The following is a 19,178-nucleotide window of genomic DNA, read 5'->3' on the forward strand; positions in this document are numbered from 1 at the left end:
CAGACGCGGCACATCCCGCGATGAACTCCAAATCACCCTTCGCTTGCGCTCCGGACGTCCGGACCAGGGTGAATTGCGAGAGAGGTCCGTCAACGCAAAAAACCCGGCCGCGAGGCCGGGTTTTTCACGTGGACGATCCTGATGCCGCGCGATCCTCGGTGAGGACCGCGCGACGATCATGGACGATCCTAGTAGGTGCCGAACTTGTAGTTCAGGCCGGCGCGGACGACGGCGAACTCATCGTCGCGACGACCGGTGCTGATCGACTGCACAACCGCGTTGTTGGCGGTGTTGATGATGAAGGCGCCCTGATTGCGGTTGCCGCGATCGAGGTTCACGTACAGGCCTTCGACTTTCAGCGTCACAGCGGAAGCGCGGAAGAAGTTGAAGAACGACTCGGTGGGGAGCGCGTATTCGATACCACCGCCGACGGCGTAGCCGGTGCGGAAGTCGTCGTTGCCGCGGAAGCCGCCGAAGTCACGCTCGCTGCTGCCGGCGCCGTAAGCGAAACCGCCGGTGCCGTACACGAGGGTGCGGTCGAAGGCGTAGCCGAGACGACCGCGGACGGTGCCGAAGTAGTCGAGGCTGGAGAGGCCACGAGGGTCGTTGATGGCGAAGCCGGGAGCGGCAACGACACCGGAGTCACGACGCTTGGCGCCGAAATCGAGGTACTGAGCATCGGCTTCGATACCGACGACAACGCCCGAACCCGGGGTGAACTGATAGTTGTAGCCGATCTGCGCACCGCCGGAGAAGCCGTCCTGGCCGTCCTTCTTGAAGGTGGCGACCTGCGGGACGCCGGCGGCGGTGAAGCGGCTGGCCACCGGGAAGGAGTTCGGGCCTTCCTTGCCGGCGTCGAAAGCGTAACCGGCGTTGATACCGGCGTAGAAGCCCGTCCACGTGAAGACCGGGACCGGGACGAAGACCGGCGGGGCGGCGCGACGGGGAAGGTCGGCGGCCGAAGCGACAGCAGTCAGGCCGGCGAGAACGGTCGTAGCGAGAAGCAGTCTTTTCATTGTGTGTCTGGTCCTGATGGGCATTAAGCCTAGGTGCTTGTAGGCTCGGACGGGCGTGAGGTCTGTCGCATTCCTGCAACAACATCCATCGAATACAGCGGCACCCGTCAACGAAGGGTAAAGGTTAGGCGCAAGTGAGGAATGAGAGGCCAGTGACGTGCTCTGGCGCACTTCCGGTGCCTTTCCTGCTCACCTCGCGGCTGATCCAGATCACACTGCCGTGACGACCGGCTTTCACTTCCCGCAAGCATTTATTAAGCGGAACAATTCTGCATCATGCGAATTAGGAACAGCTTTTTGTCCCCGCTTGCGATGCGAAGATTACCCGTCTGGTGAGCGATGCGAAGGCGTCGCTCCATCGGCAAGGCTCGGCAAGCAAATGCAGGTAACAGAAGGTTAAGCGCGCCCGACGATTCCGTGGTCGCGCGTCCGAAGCCGGCATTCAGCCCGCTGCGGCATTCGCAGCCCCGTCGCGGCAGGATCCATCCATCCTGGTGATCCGGCCGCTGCCTCAAGGCGAGACCGAGACATTCGGGGAGCAAGGCAACACCGCAATACGGCCGCTCCATCAAGGTCCGACCTGTCCTGACAGTGATCGGTCTTGGCCTTGGGTGCTTGGCCGTCGCGGGCCTTACCCGGACCGACTATGCTCGGAGTTTGGCGGGAGTGCCCGGTGAACCGACGGCGACGCCCATCCCTCGCGGGAGGCGGCAGGTCTTCCGGCAATGCCCGACGGGCAACCTCGATCGAAGCCATGCCCCTGAAGGCTTCGCGGATCGTCTCCCCGACGGGGGCCGTGCCGCCGCCGGGGAGGAATCGAAGGGCCTATCGCCCGGCCGTGACCCAGAGCTCACCCTTGCCGAGGGTGGCGAGATCGCCGGAATAGCGCTTGAGCGCACCGGAGGCGAGGTCGGCATGGGCGGGGCTGAGGGCACGCAGGGACCGGGCGAGCAGCCGCAGGAACACGAGATCGTGCGTTCCCGTCTCGACGAAACTCGGGCTCAGGGCACCGTGTCCGCCGGCGAGGATCGTCCCGCGCCGCATGCCGTAGCCCGGATGGTCGCCCACCGAGAGGGCCGCGATCGTACCTGCGATCATCCGCGATCCGGCATTGGCGCCCGCGGCACCGACAAGGATCAGACCGCGCCGCATGCGGTCGCCGAGGTAATCGCCGGCCGATCCGCGGATCACCAGCGTGGCGCCGTCGAGCCCCGCCTTGGCGGCATAGACCGCTCCGCCGGCATGATCACCGGCATCGCCCTCGATGGTGATCGTGCCGCCCTTGGCGCCCGAGCCGGCATAGGGCCCGGCCGATCCCGTGACCGTCACCGATCCCGACGCCATACCGGCGCCGAGACGTTGGCCGACATCGCCGACGACGCGGATCGAGCCACCACTCAGGGAGGCACCGACACTGTCGAAGCGGGACGAGCCGCCCTCGATGGTCAGGCTGTCGGATCCGTCGAGGCTGATGGCGAAGACGTCGCCCAGCGTCAGGCCGCGTCGGCTGGTGCCGATGGGGAGCCTGGCCGCCTCGGTCTCGGAGAGGCCGCTCAGCGAGAGCGGAGTCACGTGGAGGAAATCGAGCCGCTCCGGCGGCTCCTGGCGCAGGGTGAGGGTGCTCATGCCGCTCCAGCCTCGCTCGCCGGCTCCTTCGAGAGCAGGTCCTTCAGGTGATAATGGTGGCGGCCGAGATTGCCGCCGTAATTGCCCGCCGTCACCGCGACGAGCCCGTGCGCGGCACCGGCTTCGGTGGAAGCGTGGAGCGCCGCGCGCATGGATTCGGCCACCGAGCGCGAGGTGAGCCCGTCGATGACGATCTCGAGCACCACGCCGACCTCGGCCGCGAGTTCCGAGCCGGCCCGGCCCTTGAGGGTCGGGCAATAGGCGTCGTTGGTGGAGGCCATCATGCCCTTGGTGCGCGCGCCGACCTTCGAGCCGGAGCGGACGATGCCGCCGGGGAAGGGCAGGATCACGTCGGCCACCGAACGAGCGGCATCCACGGCGATCTCCGCGACCTTGAGGGTCTCGGCATGGTTGCGCCCGAGGAACAGCAGGTTGCCGCCGCCCACCGCGCCATCCACCGCGCGGACGAAATCCTCGCACAGGAACTCGCCGTCCATCACGGGGACGCGCCAATAGCGCCGCGCCTTGCCGGTGACGGGATCGGTCAGGCGCTTGGCCACGGCGAAGCCGTCACCGAAGTAGCGGATCGCGCCGCCGAGCTTGATCTTGTGCGGCCCGTCGACACCCGCATAGCAGGCCGTGCCGGGGCAGGTGAGGATGCACTGGCCGACGCGCTTGAGGAGCTGGTCCTTGAGGCCGTTCGGCTCGAAGCCGAACAGCAGCACCCGCACACCGGGGCGTCCGTCCGGAGTCTCCTCCGGCGAGAGTTCGCAATCGATCCCGGCCTCGGCGCCGCAGCCGATCACCGAGGTCGCGAATCCGGTCATCGTGACCGCGGCGATCATCGCCCATTTGGCGGTGTCGTTGGTGATGATCAGCGCCGTGCCGGCGACGTCGAACGCCTCGGCGAAGGTGTCGATCACCGGGATGCCGTTGAGGGTCAGGTCAGTCATGCTCGGTCACCGTACCCACGCGAGGCGTCGTCATCAGGCCCGGCATCATTCTCAAGCTCGACATGCCACGTCCTCGAACACATCGCTCACGGGGAAGGCCTCGTCCGGCACGGTGAAGCTGTCGAGACCGGCACCGAAACGGGCATCGAGATAAGCGTCGGTGCGCGTCTCCATCGCCTTGTCGGATTCCACCGTCAATTCCAGGGTATGGCCCGCGCGCCAATCGACGATCTCGCCATCCTCGACGATGACGTGGCCGTCCTTGAGCACCAGTTTGGCGCGGGCGAACATCGCGGTCCGGTTCTTCTCGTCGCGGTAGATCGCGACGTCGGCGCGCGCGCCCTCGCGCAGGTGGCCGCGATCGGCGAGGCCGAGGAGCTTGGCCGGGCCGGAGCGCGTCAGCTGGGCGATTTCGGAGAAGGTGTATTCCCGCTCGATGCCGCAGAGGCCAGAGCGCTCGGCGATGACCTTGTGCAGGGAGGATATCTCGCGGTCGCGCTCCTCCTTGTCCATCAGCAGATGGATGATCCGCGGATATTCGGTGAAGGGGCCGCCATTGGGGTGGTCGGTGGTGAGGATAGTGCGCTCGGGGTCGCCCGAGAGCAGCATCAGTTCGAGGCCGATCGCCCATTGCAGGGAGCTCACGGGGCCGCGCGGCTTGTAGAGGAACGGCACGATGCCGCCGCCTTCCGCGTCGCCCGCCGTGATGATCCACTTCTTCGGGTTCGCGCCCTTGCGGCCGGCGAACTGGCGGATGACGTCGAGCGAGATCGTCACCGTCTGGCCGAAGGCGACCTGACCCACGTCGAAGGTGGCGTTGGGGTGTTTCTCCATCGCCTCCGTGATGCGCTCGGCCGCCGAACGGAAGCCGCCGGTGCCGGGATTGGCCGGATCGACCGCGCCGTAGGCGTAGAACTGCGCATGGGCGAAGTGGATGCGCCGGCCTTCCGCCGCCTCCATCGTCGCCACGAAGGAATCGTCGGCGCCGGGAATACCGAGGTTGTTGGCATGGACATGCAGCGGATGCGGCACGCCGATCTCCTCCACCGCATCGAGGAGGGCGTTCATGATCTTGCGGGTGGAGAGGCCGTAGACCGGGATCTCCTCGTCGAGGCTGAGATTGAGCATCCCGTCCTTGAAGGCCGAGGCGCCGCCCGCGTTGATGCACTTGACGCCGAGACCGCGCGAGGTCGCCACCGACAGGGCGACGAGGTCGCGCACCGCCGCCTTGCCCTCGCGCTGGCGCAGCAAGTCGAGGAGCTGGTCGTCGTTGCCCATCACGGTGAGTGCACCGCGGTCGAGCAGGGGGATGTCGGCGAGTTCGAGATGGGTCGCCAACGCGTTCGTCGGCGGCATCGCCGGCTCGACGGCGATGGTGTAGCCCATCCGCGCGTAGTTCGCGCCGATCCAGGCGGCCGAGCCGCCGGCATGGGCGAAGGGATGGCCCTCGGGCGCAGCTTCGCTGACATAGAGGTCGGGCAGGAGCAGGCGGCTCATCACCACGTTGCCGCCGGCGATGTGCGAATGCACCTCGACGCCGCCCGCCATCACGACGCAGCCAGAGGCGTCGATGGTCTTGTCGGGGTTGCGCTCGGACGGGGCCACGACGCGGCCGTCCTCGATCCAGACGTCGCCGACGCCGTCGCGGCCGGCGGTGGGATCGACGACCCGGCCGCCCTGGATCAGGATCAGCATGAGGCGCCCTTCTTCTGCGTGAGGCGATTCTGGATGGCGGCGAGCACACCGGCCGCAGTCAGGTCGGCCGGCTGGCCAACCGGAGGTGAATAGGTGATCGCCGCACGGCGCTCGTTCCACAGGGCGCCACCTGCGGTCTCGCCGGGCACGCCCACCGAAATGACGATCTCGGCGACGTCGCCCGTGGCATCGGGGCTTCCTTCACCGACGATGGCGATGGAGGGTAGACCGGCGAGCCAGTCAGGGCGCGGGGCGGGGAGGGAGGCGAGCCAGAGCGCGGCATCGGCCTCGCCGGCGGCCACCTGGCGCGCGCTGTCGAACCGCCAGGGATCATGCTCGGGCAGGTCACGGCCGAAGCCGACCCGCGGCGGCTGGCCGGTGGTCCATGAGGCGAGCTGGGTCACGGCGCGGCCCTGGAACCCATCCGAGACGGAGAGCGCGAAGAACCGCGTCAGATCGTTGAGATCGCGCACCAGCCCCTGCAGCATCTCGACGCCGAGATCGCCGAGTTCGGCGGCATCGTAGAGGACGACACCGTACTGGGCCGTCGTCAGGCGCCGGCCGAGATCGGCATAGGCCGCCTCGCCGGCGAGGTTGCCCTTCACGTAGGCGCGCAGATGCGCCACCGAGACGGCGAGACCGCCGGCCGCGGCCGGATAGGAGACGTGCCGTGTGGCGCCGTCGCCGGGGCCACCGAGGGAGAGCAGCGTGCGCTCGGAACCGGCGGCGCGACCGCGCACCGGCGCGGAAGCGGCGATCTCCTGCACGATCGGCCTGTCCCACGGGCGCAAACCGACGATCAGCACCGCATCGGCCCGGCCGATCGCCTCGGCCGGCGTGGTGTTGAGATTGCCGAACTGGCTGAGGGGGCCGAGCTCCGCATAGAGGCCGTCGCCGCCGACGGGATCGACGGAGGCACCGATGAGTCCGGCCAAATGATAGGCCGCCCGCACCGCGCTCGTATCCGCACTCAATCCCGTGACGATCGGAGTCTTCGCTGCGGCGAGGAGCGTGGCGGCGGCCTCCACCGCTGCGCTCACGTCCGCCGCACCACCCTTTACCCAGGCAGCCATGCCTACACCTTGGAGAACGAGGGCCCGGCACGCGCTGTGTTCAGCGTCGCACACGGCGGGACTGCGCCAGTCCATTCCTAGTGGGCCGGCACGTTTGCATCGCGGAGGCGCCGCAAGCAACCCCCCAACGACCGCCGTCGACTCCCTTCTGCCGTCCCGCCACGCCGCACCTTCCCGGCATCCGGTGGAGCCCCGGCCTGCGGAAGCCCGACGATTGATGGTATGGCGACGCTTGCGACCGATCCGCCCTCCGTGGGAGAAGCCCGCGCCGGCAAGCGCCATGCGGTCGCAATTCCGGTCAGGCCTCGCCGGGGCGGATCGGCTCGGCTCGTGGCCCGCGCGGCGCAGGGATGAAGGCTTATCGCATGAAGGGGGTCGACGTGGACCAGATCCCGGATCAACGGCCGGCCGAGACGGCGGGACGGACCCGTGCGGTGAGGGTGCGCGCACCGGCGCGGCTTCACTTCGGCTTCCTCGATCTGCACGGGGGCCTCGGCCGGCGCTTCGGCAGCATCGGGCTCGCCGTCGACGCCCCCTCCATCGATCTCATCGCGCGTGCGGCCCCCGCCCTCGACGTGATCGGGCCGGAGGCGGCCCGCGCCCGCACCTATGCCGAGGTCGCGGCGCGCCATCTCGGCCTTCGGGGAGCGGCCTCCATCCGGGTGGACGAGGCGATCCCGGCCCATGCCGGCTTCGGCTCGGGCACGCAGCTCGCCCTCAGCGTGGCGGCGGCGCTCGCCGCCCTCGACGGTCGCCCCTTCTCGCCCGACGCCTTCGCCGACGCCCTCGATCGCGGCAACCGCTCGGGCGTGGGTCTGGCCGCCTTCACCCAGGGCGGCCTCATCGTGGATGGCGGCCGTGACGCCAGCAACGGCCCGCCGCCGCTGATCGCGCGCCTCGCCTATCCGGAGGCGTGGCGGATCGTGCTGATCCTCGACGAGAGCATGACCGGCGTGCATGGCACCCGCGAGGTCGAGGCGTTTCGCGATCTCCCGCGCTTTCCCGAGGAGCAGGCCGCCGCGATCTGCCGGATCGTGCTGATGCAGGTCCTGCCGGCGGCAGCCACCGCCGAACCGGATGGTTTCGGCGCCGGCATCACAACGATCCAGCGCCTCATCGGCGATCACTTCGCGCCTCACCAGGGCGGGCGCTACGCCAGCCCTGCCGTGGCCGAGGCGCTCGCCGCCATCGCCGCCCAGGGAATCGCCGGCTACGGCCAGAGCTCGTGGGGGCCGACGGGTTTCGCCCTGGTGCCGTCCGAAGCGGAGGCACGCGCCCTCGTGGCGTCCCTCGACCGGCCAGGGCCTTTGCGTTTCGTGATCGCGCGCGGTCGCAATACCGGCGCCTCGGTCACGCCACTTTAAGACAACAAGCGCATCAGCGACGCTTGACGCAGCCGGCCCGGCCGGTTCCGACAGTACACATGCGAGAGGCGGCGCCGCGATGGCGCCGGACACTTGCGGAGGGAGAGACACGATGGCCCGCTCGATTCTGCATATGCTGACGCCCCTCAAGCACATGAGCCCGTTCGACGTGAACATGGCAGTGGATGCCGGCTTCGAGACGATCGCGACCTATACCGACGTGACCCTGCCGGACGTGACCTCCCTGGTGCAGGATTCGATCTTCTCCCGTTCGCCCCAGGATGGCGCCCGCACGACCATCTTCATCGGCGGCAAGAACGCCGAGGACGCCCTCGACATGATGGACCGGGCCAAGAAAGCCCTGGTGCCGCCCTTCGCCAACCACATCGTCGCCGATCCGGCCGGGTCCTTCACCACCGGTGCCGCCATGGTCGCCGAGGTGACCCGCGCCCTCAAGGCGAAGTTCGGCACCGACCTGAAGGGCAAGCGCATCGTCATCTTCGGCGGGGCCGGCGTCGTGGCCTATGTGGCGGCGGTAATCGGCGCTCTGGAAGGCGCCAAGACCGTCCTCGTCGGGCATGACGGCGAAGAGCGAGTCAGCAAGATCGCCTTCACGATGAAATGGCGCTTCGGCATCGAGGTCGGCGCCGTCGACGGCTCCACCGCCGAGGCGCGCCGCGCCGCCATCGCCGAGGCCGACGTGATCCTCTCGGCCGGCCCGGCCGGCGTCCCGATCCTGTCGGCGACGGATCTCGAATCCGCGCCGAAGCTGCTGGTCGCCTCCGACGTGAACGCGGTGCCGCCCGCCGGCATCGCCGGGATCGACGTCAACGCCAAGGACGTGGCCCTGCCCACCGGCAAGGGCATCGGCATCGGCGCGCTGGCGGTCGGCAACGTCAAGTACCAGACCCAGTCGCGCCTGTTCCGCCAGATCCTCGCCGCCAGCGAGCCCCTCTGCCTCGACTTCCGCGACGCCTACAAGGTCGCCGTCGAGGTGGCCGGCTGACGGGCACTCACCCGCCAGCTCGATCCCGCCCATGACCTCATCCTGAGGTGTCCGCGAAAGCGGGCCTCGAAGAAGGCCTCCAGCTTTCGCCGAGCTAACTGGAAGCCTCCTTCGAGGCCTTCGCTTCGCTCGTCGCCTCAGGACGAGGCAGGGTGGTGACAGCAGCGTAGGAGTGATCCCGAGCGATCGCCGCGATGGCAGCATCATCCGAACGGCCGCCGCCCCGGGGCGACGCGATCCTCATCGCCGCCCAGTCCGGGCGCGCCCTGGCGCAGGCCGCGCGCCGGTCGGGCCTGCGCCCCTATGTCCTCGACCTCTTCGGCGATGCCGACACGCTCACCCTCGCCGAAGGCTATCGCCCTGCCGACGGTCGTTTCGGCGACGGGCTGGCGGGGGAGGGCGTGCTCGCCGGGCTCGATGCCCTGGCCGCCATGGCGGACAAGCCACCGATCGGGATCGTGCTCGGCAGCGGCTTCGAGAATGCGCCCGACCTGATGGCGAGGATCGGCCGGTGCCACAGGCTTCTGGGCGCCAGCCCCGATACGGTCCGGGTGCTGAAGGATCCGCTCGCCTTCGCGGCCCTATGCGAACGCCTCGCGATCCCGCATCCGGCGGTAACGTCGGAGGCCGTCACGGATCGCTCGGACTGGCTGCTCAAGCGCTCCGGCGGGTCCGGCGGCAGCCATATCCGCCTCGCCGGCGCGGGGAGGGCACCGACGGGCGCTTATTTTCAGCGGCGGGTCGCCGGCACGGCGCACGCCGTCGCCTTCCTCGCCGACGGGCGCGAGGCGGCGATCGTGGCGGTCACCGAGCAATGGAGCGCGCCGTCTCCCTTACGCCCCTTCCGCTATGCCGGGGCGCTGGAACGCGCCGCCCACGAGGCGCCGGCCCTGTCGCCCGCGACCCTCTCCCAGGTGACGGCGGTCATCGCCGGACTCGTCGCGGAGACCGGGCTCGTCGGGCTCGCCAGCGCCGACCTCCTCGTCTCGGAGAAGGGGTGGTGGCTCACCGAGATCAACCCGCGCCCGGGAGCCACCCTCGACGTCCTCGACCGCCGCGACACGCCGCTCCTGGCCGCGCATATCGACGCGAGCCTCGGCGTTTTGCCGCGAATCGAACCCGCACCGGTGGATGCGGCGGCCACGGAAATCTGTTACGCGGCAGCCGGCTACGCGCCGATGCCGCCCCTCGACTGGCCGGATTTCGTTCGCGACCGCCCACAATCCGGCACCTGCGTGCCACGCGATGCTCCCCTCTGCACCGTGTTCGCCGCAGGCCCGGACTCGGCCGCCACCCGAGACCTATTGCGCGTCCGGGCCGCCACTCTGCGGACCCTGCTCGCCCCGACGGAGGAAGCCCGATGACCACCCATCCCCCCGCCACGCTCCGGACCACGCCGAGCCTAAACGCCCTCACCAATCCCCTCGTGGAGAAGCTGGTGGCCGATGCCGAGGCCCTGCGCCTTGCCGTCACCACGGAGAACGGCGCACGCATGGTCGATGCCGGCGCCACCGTGCGCGGCTCCATCGAGGCCGGCCGGCGCATCGCCGAGATCTGCCTCGGCGGCCTCGGCACCGTGTCGATCGTCCCCACCGGGCCGATCGCGGCCTGGCCCTATTCCGTGGTGGTGCATTCCGCCGACCCGGTGCTCGCCTGCCTCGGCAGCCAGTATGCCGGCTGGTCTCTGGCCGACGAGACCGGCGATTCTGGCTTCTTCGCCCTGGGCTCCGGCCCCGGCCGCGCGGTCTCGGTGGTGGAAGATCTCTACACCGAACTCGGCTACCGCGATTCCGCCAGCCGGACCGCCCTGGTGCTCGAGGCCGCCGGCGGACCGCCCGCCTCCGTCATCGCCAAGGTCGCCGAGGCCTGCGGCCTGTCGGCGGACGCGCTGACCTTCATCTACGCCCCGACCCAGTCGCTGGCCGGCGCGACACAGGTCGTCGCCCGCGTCCTCGAAGTCGCCCTCCACAAGGCCCACACCGTGGGCTTCGACCTGCACAAGATCGTGGACGGAATCGGCTCGGCCCCGCTCTCGCCGCAGCATCCCGATTTCATCCAGGCCATGGGCCGCACCAACGACGCCATCATCTATGGCGGCCGGGTGCAGCTCTTCGTCGAGGCTGACGAGGCGGATGCCAAGCAACTCGCCGAGCAGCTGCCCTCCACCACCTCGGCCGACCACGGCGCCCCCTTCGCCGACATCTTCGGCCGGGTGAACGGCGATTTCTACAAGATCGACGGCGCGCTCTTCAGCCCGGCCGAGGTCATCGTCACCTCCGTCACCACCGGCAAGAGTTTCCGCGGTGGCCGGCTGATGCCGGAACTGGTGGACGCCTCCTTCAGCTGATCTGAACGGAAAAGCCGCAGCGCCAGCCCCTCTCCCCGCCGGGCGGGGAGAGGATCGCGGGCACCTTGTCGTGCCTGCGATGAGTGGGGGCGAAGCCGGAGCGAGGGTGAGGGGGTCTCTGCGAACGAGGCTCTTCCGGGAACGCCCCCTCACCCTCGGCTGCCGCCTCGCCGTGCCGACGACGAGGTCGTCACGACCCTCTCCCCGCAAGCGGGGCGAGGGGAACGCCTGTCATCCCGGCCGGGCCGGGACCGGATCACCGTGTGAGACCACATCCATGCGCATCGGGCTCGCGGCCGACAACGGCAACTGGCACAAGGCCCGATTGAGGGCCGCCCTGGAACATCTCGGCGCCGAGCCGGTGCTGTTTTCGCTCGCCGACGTGGCGGTGGTCACCGGCGCGGGCGAGCCGCTTCGTGTGCCGGGCTTCGCGGACGGCCTGCCCGACGGCGTCCTCCTGCGCACCATCGCCGGGGGCACCTTCGAGGCCACCACCATGCGGCTCGGCGTGCTCCACGCCCTCGTGGCCTCCGGGGTCACGGTCTGGAACTCCCCTGGCGCCATCGAGCGCTCGGTGGACAAGGCCATGACGAGCCTCCTCGTCGCCAGGGCCGGCCTCCCCACCCCCGACACCTTCGTGTTCTCCAGCCGCGAGGCCGCCGCCGCCTGCGTCGCCCGCGAGGCGGGACCGGGCCGGCCGCTGGTGCTCAAGCCGCTCTTCGGCTCACAGGGCGAGGGTTTGCAGCTCATCGAACGGCCGGAAGACCTGCCCGACGAGGAGGCCGTGTCGCGGGTCTATTATCTTCAGCGCTACATCGCGCGGAACGACGGCCTCTGGCGCGATTACCGGGTCTTCGTCTGCGAGGGCAGGGCCATCGCCGCCATGATCCGCGAGGGCGACGGCTGGATCACCAACGTCCATCGCGGAGGCCGGCCCTTGCCCTGGGCGATGCCGGAGAAGGCCGCCGAACTCGCCGAACGCGCGGCGGCCGCCATCGGTGTCGATTACACCGGCATCGACCTCGTTGAGGACGGGGAGGGCGGCTACCTCGTCCTCGAAGTCAATTCCATGCCGGCCTGGTCGGGCCTGCAACAGGTCACCGAGGTCGACGTCGCGGCCGCCGTGGCCCGGGGCTTCCTCAACGCCGTGCGGGCGGCAAGGCCCCCCCGGCTCCTGGCGGCATCGGGATGAGCGGGCTTTCGCCCGACGTGATCGCCGCGGCCTACAGGGCGTGCTGCTTGGCCGAGCTCGATGCCCTGAAGCCCGGCAACGTCCATGTCTTCGGCGACGGCCATCGCATGGCGGTGGCGGATTTCGTCACGAGCGCGGAGGTCTCCGCGCCCCATCTGGCGGAACCCGGCGCGCGAATCGGCCGGCGCGTGCGCACCGCCATGGAGGCGACCCTCGGCGCGGTGGGCCAGAACACCAATCTCGGCATTCTCCTCCTGTGCGCGCCCCTGGCGCTCGCCGCCGAGCGCGGCGGCCCTCTGCGCAGGGCGCTGAGCCACGTTCTCGATACCCTCGACGCGGCGGATGCGGCCGACGTCTTCGCCGCTATTCGCGCCGCCAATCCCGGCGGCCTCGGCCGGGCCGAACGCCACGACGTGACCGGACCGGAAGCCCCGGCAAGCCTCGTCGCGGCCATGGCGGAGGCGGCCCCGCGCGACCGGATCGCCCGCGCCTACGTCACCGGCTTCGCCGACATCTTCGGCATCGGCCTGCCCGCCTTGGCGGAGGCGCGCGGCAAGGGCCTCACGCCCCCCTGGAGCACGACGGCGGTGTTCCTCGGCTACCTCGCGGCCGTTCCCGACAGCCACGTGGCGCGCAAGCACGGCGCGGCCCGCGCCGACGCCCTGCGCGCCGAGGCGGCGGAGCTTCTCTCCCTCGATCTCGCCAACCACCCCGTCACCGAGCTCCTGGTGCGGGACCGTTCGTGGAAAGGCCGGAACCTCAATCCGGGCACCAGCGCGGACATGACGGTGGCCACCCTCTTCGCCGACCGATTGCTGGCGGCTGAAACCTAAACCCAATGAATCCAGCCCTCCGGCGGCGACGGGGGGCGCCATAATCGATGCCGTGGCGCGTTCAAGCCCCCGTTCGGCAAAGATTTTGCTCGAATCCGCCCCCCTTGCAGGGTTGTTCCGGCAGAGACCCCAGAGTAGGGTCCGCGCCGCGATCCGGGCAAACCGGTCCGGTCCCATTGGGGCTGGACGCCGTGAACAAGGATGGCTTTCGGCCGCGCCAAATTACGGGGCGGTCATGCTTTTTCAAGACTCCTGGGAGAAACCCCACATGGCGAAGATCAACAAAGTTCTGGTCGGCGAGGCTCTCGTCGGCGATGGCAACGAGGTCGCCCACATCGATCTCATCATCGGACCGCGCGGTTCGCCGGCCGAGACGGCTTTCTGCAACGGCCTCGTGAACAACAAGCACGGCTTCACCAGCCTGCTCGCGGTCATCGCGCCGAACCTGCCCTGCAAGCCGAACACCCTGATGTTCAACAAGGTCACCATCAACGACGCCCGTCAGGCCGTCCAGATGTTCGGCCCCGCCCAGTACGGCGTTGCCAAGGCCGTGCAGGACGCCGTTGCCGAAGGCATCATCCCCGCTGACGAAGCCGACGACCTGTTCATCCTGGTCGGCGTGTTCATTCACTGGGAAGCTGCCGACGACGCCAAGATCCAGAAGTACAACTACGACGCCGTGAAGCTGTCGATCCAGCGCGCCGTCAAGGGCGAGCCCACCGCTGCCTACGCCACCGAGCAGCGCAACTCCGCTTCGCACCCCTTCGCGTCGAACGCTTAGATCGGGGACAGTCCTGGGCAGAGCGCGCCTCCGCCCGCACCGCGGGGCCTGCTCCAGCGACTGGCTTCCATCTTCCTCGGACGATGAAACATGAAACATGAAACGAGGCGGCTCCGGCCGCCTCGTTTTTTTGTGTCTCCGGCCCGCTACCTCCGTAATGTCCCGTCGTGGATCGCGGTCGCCACCAGGGCACCCGTGACGCCGATCTCCTCCAGCGCGGCGACATCCGCAGGCCCGCGCACCCCGCCCGCCGCGTAGAGTCGCGTCGCGGGGCTCATCTCGCGGATCTCCGACAGGCGGTCGAGGTCCGGCCCGGTCCCGGCACCGACACGGCTCAGGGTCATCACGATGACCTCGGAGGGCCAGTACGCCGGCTCGTCATGGAGCTCCGCCGGCCCCATCCGCTCCGCGCCCCGACTGTCGAGGGAGAAGACCGCGCGGTCTCCGAGCGCCCGCACCAGGGCGGCATCGTGCTGGCTCTCGCTGCCGATCACCGGACGCCCCAACCCCTCCGCCAGGAACGCATCGACGCCGGGGCCGCCGGAGAATCCCGCATCGACCCAGAGCTGGACACCCGGACAGGCGCGAGCGACCTGCGCGAGGCTCCCGAGATCGGGAGGCCTGCCGTCGATGATCGCATCGAGATCCGCGACGTAGAGGATGCGGGCGGCGATCGCGGCGACCAGCCCCTGCGCGACATCCCCGGGCGACGATCCCTTTGCCAAGGGGGTCACGATCGGGGCATAGGAGGCGCGATCCCCGGCCCTGGCCCGCACCACCTCTCCGTGGCGCAGGTCGATCACCGGAACGATCCGAAACCCGTCCTTCATCCCGTTCCTCCCTGTACGGACCTGCCCGTGACGCCTGCCGCATCCACGCACAACCCGGTGATCGGCTGGGATCTCGGAGGGGTCCATGTCAAGGCGGCCCTGGTTCGCGACGGCCGGGTCGAGGCGGTGGTGCAGGCACCCTGCCGTCTCTGGCGCGGCCTGCCCGCCCTCGACGAGACGTTTTCGCAGCTGCCCGATTGGGCGCGCGGAGAGGCCGACCATGTGGTGACCATGACGGGCGAACTCACCGATTGCTTCTCCGACCGCACCGATGGCGTGGCGCAGCTCTCCGCCTGGGCGAGGGCGAATCTCGCCGGTTCGGTGCGGATTTATGGTGGCCGGGCCGGGCTCCTCCCGCCTGGCGAGGCGACGGGCGCCGCCCTCGACGTGGCCTCGGCCAATTGGCACGCCACGGCGGCCCTGGTCGGCCGCCACGCGGCGAACGCGCTCCTCGTCGATATCGGCTCCACCACCGCCGACCTGATCCCCATCGTGGACGGCCGTCCTGCCGCCACCGGCTACAGCGACGCCGAGCGCCTGGAGACGGGCGAGCTGGTCTATTCCGGCGTGGTGCGGACGCCCGTCCTCGCCTTCACGGCCTCCGCGCCGTTCAAGGGCCGGCGCACCAGCCTGATGGCCGAGACCTTCGCCACCACGGCCGACGTCTACCGGCTCACCGGCGACCTGCCCGAGGGGGCCGACCAGCAGCACAGCGCCGACATGAAGGGCAAATCGATCCCCGAGACCGAGATCCGCCTCGCCCGGATGATCGGCCGCGACCATGCTGAGGGAAGCTCGGCCGATTGGCGTGCCCTCGCGGCGCATTTCGCCGAGTGCCAGTTGCGTCCCCTCCACGACGCGGCGGCGATCCTGCTGTCGCGCCCCGACATCGCGGCCGATGCGCCCCTCGTGGTCTGCGGGGCAGGGCGGTTCCTGGCCGAGCGGCTGGCCCGGCGCCTGGGACGCCCCGCCGTGGCGCTCACCGACCTCATCGCGCCGTCGCTCGCGGAGGAGGGCGCCGACTGGGCCTCCACCTGTGGCCCGGCCGTGGCGGTGGCCCTGCTGGCCGCCGAACCTATCCAACACTGAGCCGAACGGGAGACCCGCATGAGCGCCACGCACAAACTCGCCCGCATCCTGGCCACGCGCTCCGGCGCGGGAATCGAGCTCGCCCTCGCCACCGAGAGCGGCCAGACCCTCAAGGTGCTGGCGAGCCAGGACCAGATCGACATGCTGGTGGACGAGTTGGAGGACATCCTCAATTCGCCGGTCGAGCCCGGCGACGACGAGCCGCCGGCCGCGGCGTGACGCGCCGCTCCCCTCAGTACGCGTCGCGCTCCTCGCGCTCCTCGTCCCCCAGCAGACCCCGGATCTGGTCGAGGCATCCCTGGAGGATGTAGGCCGCCGCCAGCATGTCCACGACCTCGCCACGCTTGGCCCGCGAGGCGTCCGCCGCGATCAGCGCCCGCGTCACCGCCGCCGTGGACAGGCGCTCGTCGCAGAACAGCACCGGCAGGTCGAGCAGGGGCTTCATGTTGCGCACGAAGGAGCGCGTGGCCTGGACGCGCGGCCCTTCGCTGCCATCCATGTTGAGGGGCAGGCCCATGACGAGGCCGCCGACTTGGTGAGCCTCGCACAGGAGGCGCAGGCGGGCGACGTCGGGCGTGAATTTCACCCGGCGGATGGTCTCGAGGGGCGAGGCGATCTGCCGGCCCACATCCGACAGGGCGAGCCCGATCGTCTTGGTGCCGAGATCGATCCCGATGAGGCGCTGGCCGCCCGCGGACGCCGCGACGAACGCCCGGACCTCGTCTTCCGTCACGAGACCTGACCCAGGAAGCTGGAGGGCAGGGGCTCGGCGCCCATGCCGAGAATGCCGCGCACGGCAGGACCCTGAAGCCGGCGCATGAGATCGGGGAGGTCGGCGCCCCCGAACCGCACCGATTCGAGATCGGCGCCCATCACCCAGATCTCGTATTCCCGGCGCTCGGTCTGGTCCGCACCGACGACCACGTCCCAGAACAGGAACTCGCCTGCTTCGGTCTCACCGAAGAAACAGGCGCGTTCGACCACGCTCGGATCGTCGCCCTCCACCTCGAAGCGATGCCCCTCCCGCGTCTCCAGCACGGAGGCGATGCTGTGCGCGATCAGTTCCGAACGGGTGCCGAGGTCCGCGCTCTCGGTGGGGCTCGGGATCGCGATGCGGAGGGAGCCGCAAGCGAGGCCGATTCCGCAATCGAGGCAAAAGCTGCGGTAGCTCTCCGGCAGCGGGAACCCCAGCTCCGTCTCCGCGCGGTCGAGATCGGCCGGATCGGCCTTCGGCCCGGCGGTGAAATCCGCGAACACCGTCTGCCACATGATGTCTATCCCCAACGCGACCCGATCCTACGTCCGAAGGGGAATAGCCGCACCGGGAGCGAATGCGCCATAAGCTCGTTAAGGATTTGATAACGATACGGAGACAGCATGAATCGGCGCGGCCGCCTCTCCCAGGTTCTCGGCATGTTACGGTCGCCCGGCAAAGGCGGCAGCGCCTGGAACGTCGACGCCACGCGCGAAATGCCGTTCCGGCACAAGCTCATGCTCGCCCTGGCCCTCGAGATCCTCGTCCTCGGCTTCCGGCAGTCGGAAACGCTCCGCCAGGACAAGGGGATCGTGGTCGAGGCTCCCTCTCATCCCGGCAACGCCATCGTCTGAGACGACGCTTCCGCCCGCCCCGGCGTTGCGGGGCCGCGAAGCCCGGTGCTATAGCCCGGCCTCTGAACGCGCGTTCCGGCGCAGGTCCCGAGGTCCGAAGGCAGCATGTCGGTCGACGCAACCACAGTGAGGCGCATCGCGCATCTGGCGCGTATCGCGGTGAGCGACGAGGAGGTCGCGCCGCTCCAGGGCGAACTCAACGCCATCCTCGCCTTCGTCGAGCAACTCTCCGAAGTCGATGTCGAGGGCGTCGAGCCGATGACCTCGGTCACGCCGATGGCGATGAAGAAGCGCACCGACGTGGTGACCGACGGCGGTCACGCTCGCGACATCGTCTTCAACGCCCCCGAGACCGAGGACCATTACTTCCTCGTCCCGAAGGTGGTCGAGTAGCACGCTCGATTTCGTGATGCGTGCCCGGCCAGGACCGCGCGGCGCCTGAGAATGGCGACGGGGTCCGGCGGGCTTTGAGGACAGCAGGCGGCATGACCCATCTCAACGAACTCACCCTGGCCGAGGCTCGCGACGGGCTGAAGGCCAAGGATTTCTCGGCGACCGACCTCGCCAAGGCCCATCTCTCGGCGATCGAGGCGGCGCGCGGCCTCAACGCCTATCTGCTGGAGACGCCCGAGCGCGCCCTGCAGATGGCGGAGGTCTCCGACGCCAAGATCGCCTCCGGCGAGGCCCGGCCCCTCGAAGGCCTGCCGCTCGGCGTCAAGGACCTGTTCTGCACCCACGGGGTCGCCACCACCGCCGGCTCGAAGATCCTCGAAGGCTTCCAGCCGCATTACGAATCGGCCGTGACCCACAATCTGTGGCGCGACGGCGCGGTGATGCTGGGCAAGCTCAACCTCGACGAGTTCGCCATGGGCTCCTCCAACGAGACCTCCGCCTATGGCGACGTGGTTTCGCCCTGGCGGCGGCAGGAAAACGGAACGCTCTCCGACACGAAGCTGGTGCCGGGCGGCTCCTCCGGCGGGTCGGCCGCTGCCGTGGCCGCGCATCTGTGCCTTGGCGCCACCGCCACCGATACCGGGGGCTCGATCCGCCAGCCCGCCGCCTTCACCGGCACGGTGGGCATCAAGCCGACCTACGGGCGCTGCTCGCGCTGGGGCACGGTGGCCTATGCCTCCTCCCTCGACCAGGCCGGCCCCATCGCCCGCACGGTGCGCGACTGCGCCATCCTGCTCGGCTCCATGTCCGGGGCGGATGCCCGCGACACCACCTGTGCCGACTTGGCCGTGCCGGATTTCGAGGCGGCGGTGGCGCGGGGGGTGAAGGGCCTCACCATCGGCATCCCGAAGGAATACCGGGTCGAGGGCATGTCCGCCGAGATCCAGGCGCTCTGGGACAAGGGCGCCGCGATGCTCAAGGATGCGGGCGCCACGATCCGCGAGATCTCGCTGCCGCACACCCGCTACGCGCTGCCGGCCTATTACATCGTCGCCCCGGCCGAGGCCTCCTCGAATCTGGCCCGCTACGACGGCGTGCGCTACGGCCTGCGCGTGCCCGGCAAGGACATCGCCGGGATGTACGAGAACACCCGCGCGGCGGGCTTCGGCCGCGAGGTGAAGCGCCGCATCATGATCGGCACCTACGTGCTCTCGGCCGGCTATTACGACGCCTATTACGTCCGCGCCCAGAAGATCCGCACCCTGATCAAGCGCGATTTCGAACAGGCCTATGCCTCCGGCGTCGACGCGATCCTGACCCCCGCCACCCCGTCCGCCGCCTTCGGCATCGGCGAGAAGGGACTGGGCGATCC

20 protein-coding genes are annotated in these 19,178 nt (G+C 69.5%); 12 read left to right on the forward strand and 8 right to left on the reverse strand.

Annotated features, from left to right (window positions below; all coding sequences use genetic code 11):
• Positions 1-188 precede the first annotated feature (188 nt).
• The 5 genes from MBTS_RS17305 to MBTS_RS17325 all read right to left on the reverse strand — a co-directional run bounded on the left by MBTS_RS17305 (position 189) and on the right by MBTS_RS17325 (position 6,363).
• Complete coding sequence (locus MBTS_RS17305) at positions 189-1,016, reverse strand: outer membrane protein (RefSeq protein WP_147832764.1); 828 nt, start codon at positions 1,014-1,016, stop codon at positions 189-191.
• 825 nt (positions 1,017-1,841) lie between these two features.
• A complete protein-coding gene (locus tag MBTS_RS17310; protein WP_147832765.1) occupies positions 1,842-2,642 on the reverse strand; it encodes a formylmethanofuran dehydrogenase subunit C in 801 nt (266 codons plus the stop codon).
• Positions 2,639-3,595 (reverse strand): formylmethanofuran--tetrahydromethanopterin N-formyltransferase, encoded by a 957-nt coding sequence (gene fhcD / locus MBTS_RS17315; protein ID WP_056149327.1) that lies wholly within the window; start codon positions 3,593-3,595, stop codon positions 2,639-2,641. The genes MBTS_RS17310 and fhcD overlap by 4 nt, the downstream gene beginning before the upstream one ends.
• A gap of 51 nt (positions 3,596-3,646) precedes the next feature.
• Positions 3,647-5,290: a formylmethanofuran dehydrogenase subunit A gene (locus tag MBTS_RS17320; protein ID WP_147832766.1), complete on the reverse strand. Its 1,644-nt coding sequence runs from the start codon at positions 5,288-5,290 to the stop codon at positions 3,647-3,649.
• On the reverse strand, positions 5,284-6,363 hold the full coding sequence (locus tag MBTS_RS17325; RefSeq protein ID WP_147832767.1) for a molybdopterin-binding domain-containing protein: 1,080 nt from the start codon (positions 6,361-6,363) through the stop codon (positions 5,284-5,286). Before MBTS_RS17325 ends, MBTS_RS17320 begins: the two co-directional genes overlap by 7 nt.
• Before the next feature lie 380 nt (positions 6,364-6,743).
• Between MBTS_RS17325 and MBTS_RS17330 the strand changes: the two genes are divergently transcribed.
• The 7 genes from MBTS_RS17330 (at position 6,744) to fae (ending at position 13,886) form a co-directional block, all read left to right on the forward strand.
• Positions 6,744-7,727 (forward strand): beta-ribofuranosylaminobenzene 5'-phosphate synthase family protein, encoded by a 984-nt coding sequence (locus MBTS_RS17330; RefSeq protein ID WP_373321285.1) that lies wholly within the window; start codon positions 6,744-6,746, stop codon positions 7,725-7,727.
• A gap of 112 nt (positions 7,728-7,839) precedes the next feature.
• On the forward strand, positions 7,840-8,733 hold the full coding sequence (locus MBTS_RS17335; protein WP_056159087.1) for an NAD(P)-dependent methylenetetrahydromethanopterin dehydrogenase: 894 nt from the start codon (positions 7,840-7,842) through the stop codon (positions 8,731-8,733).
• A 194-nt stretch (positions 8,734-8,927) separates the two neighbouring features.
• A complete protein-coding gene (locus MBTS_RS17340) occupies positions 8,928-10,097 on the forward strand; it encodes an ATP-grasp domain-containing protein (protein ID WP_147832769.1) in 1,170 nt (389 codons plus the stop codon).
• A complete protein-coding gene (gene mch / locus MBTS_RS17345) occupies positions 10,094-11,080 on the forward strand; it encodes a methenyltetrahydromethanopterin cyclohydrolase (protein WP_147832770.1) in 987 nt (328 codons plus the stop codon). Before MBTS_RS17340 ends, mch begins: the two co-directional genes overlap by 4 nt.
• 277 nt (positions 11,081-11,357) lie before the next feature.
• Positions 11,358-12,272, forward strand: coding sequence for an ATP-grasp domain-containing protein (locus MBTS_RS17350; RefSeq protein WP_147832771.1), 915 nt, complete (start codon positions 11,358-11,360; stop codon positions 12,270-12,272).
• Positions 12,269-13,105, forward strand: coding sequence for a triphosphoribosyl-dephospho-CoA synthase (locus MBTS_RS17355; RefSeq protein WP_147832772.1), 837 nt, complete (start codon positions 12,269-12,271; stop codon positions 13,103-13,105). Before MBTS_RS17350 ends, MBTS_RS17355 begins: the two co-directional genes overlap by 4 nt.
• Before the next feature lie 268 nt (positions 13,106-13,373).
• Positions 13,374-13,886, forward strand: coding sequence for a formaldehyde-activating enzyme (gene fae / locus MBTS_RS17360; RefSeq protein ID WP_018043473.1), 513 nt, complete (start codon positions 13,374-13,376; stop codon positions 13,884-13,886).
• Between the two features lie 146 nt (positions 13,887-14,032).
• On the opposite strand, the gene MBTS_RS17365 is transcribed toward fae, so the two are convergent.
• On the reverse strand, positions 14,033-14,716 hold the full coding sequence (locus MBTS_RS17365) for a HisA/HisF-related TIM barrel protein (protein WP_056149345.1): 684 nt from the start codon (positions 14,714-14,716) through the stop codon (positions 14,033-14,035).
• Between the two features lie 27 nt (positions 14,717-14,743).
• On the opposite strand from MBTS_RS17365, the gene MBTS_RS17370 reads away from it, so the two are divergent.
• Both MBTS_RS17370 and MBTS_RS17375 read left to right on the forward strand, forming a co-directional pair.
• Positions 14,744-15,805 (forward strand): hydantoinase/oxoprolinase family protein, encoded by a 1,062-nt coding sequence (locus tag MBTS_RS17370; RefSeq protein ID WP_056149346.1) that lies wholly within the window; start codon positions 14,744-14,746, stop codon positions 15,803-15,805.
• A gap of 18 nt (positions 15,806-15,823) precedes the next feature.
• Positions 15,824-16,024 (forward strand): hypothetical protein, encoded by a 201-nt coding sequence (locus tag MBTS_RS17375; RefSeq protein WP_018043476.1) that lies wholly within the window; start codon positions 15,824-15,826, stop codon positions 16,022-16,024.
• Positions 16,025-16,037: 13 nt separating this feature from the next.
• On the opposite strand, the gene ruvX is transcribed toward MBTS_RS17375, so the two are convergent.
• Positions 16,038-16,538 (reverse strand): Holliday junction resolvase RuvX, encoded by a 501-nt coding sequence (gene ruvX / locus MBTS_RS17380; protein WP_056149348.1) that lies wholly within the window; start codon positions 16,536-16,538, stop codon positions 16,038-16,040.
• Entirely contained in the window at positions 16,535-17,074 is a 540-nt protein-coding gene (locus MBTS_RS17385; RefSeq protein WP_056149350.1) for an SMI1/KNR4 family protein, read from the reverse strand. Before MBTS_RS17385 ends, ruvX begins: the two co-directional genes overlap by 4 nt.
• A 108-nt stretch (positions 17,075-17,182) precedes the next feature.
• On the opposite strand from MBTS_RS17385, the gene MBTS_RS17390 reads away from it, so the two are divergent.
• From MBTS_RS17390 to MBTS_RS17400, 3 genes are all read left to right on the forward strand, one after another.
• Positions 17,183-17,413, forward strand: coding sequence for a hypothetical protein (locus tag MBTS_RS17390; protein WP_018043479.1), 231 nt, complete (start codon positions 17,183-17,185; stop codon positions 17,411-17,413).
• 105 nt (positions 17,414-17,518) lie between these two features.
• Positions 17,519-17,806 carry an Asp-tRNA(Asn)/Glu-tRNA(Gln) amidotransferase subunit GatC gene (gene gatC / locus MBTS_RS17395; protein WP_018043480.1) on the forward strand — a complete coding sequence of 96 codons (288 nt, stop codon included), beginning with the start codon at positions 17,519-17,521 and terminating at the stop codon, positions 17,804-17,806.
• 92 nt (positions 17,807-17,898) lie between these two features.
• The coding region (locus MBTS_RS17400) for an amidase family protein (protein ID WP_192216107.1) at positions 17,899-19,178 on the forward strand (1,280 nt) is incomplete at its 3' end.

The sequence above is a fragment of the Methylobacterium bullatum genome, assembly GCF_014845095.1.
In the GTDB taxonomy this organism is placed as follows: Bacteria; Pseudomonadota; Alphaproteobacteria; order Rhizobiales; family Beijerinckiaceae; genus Methylobacterium; species Methylobacterium bullatum.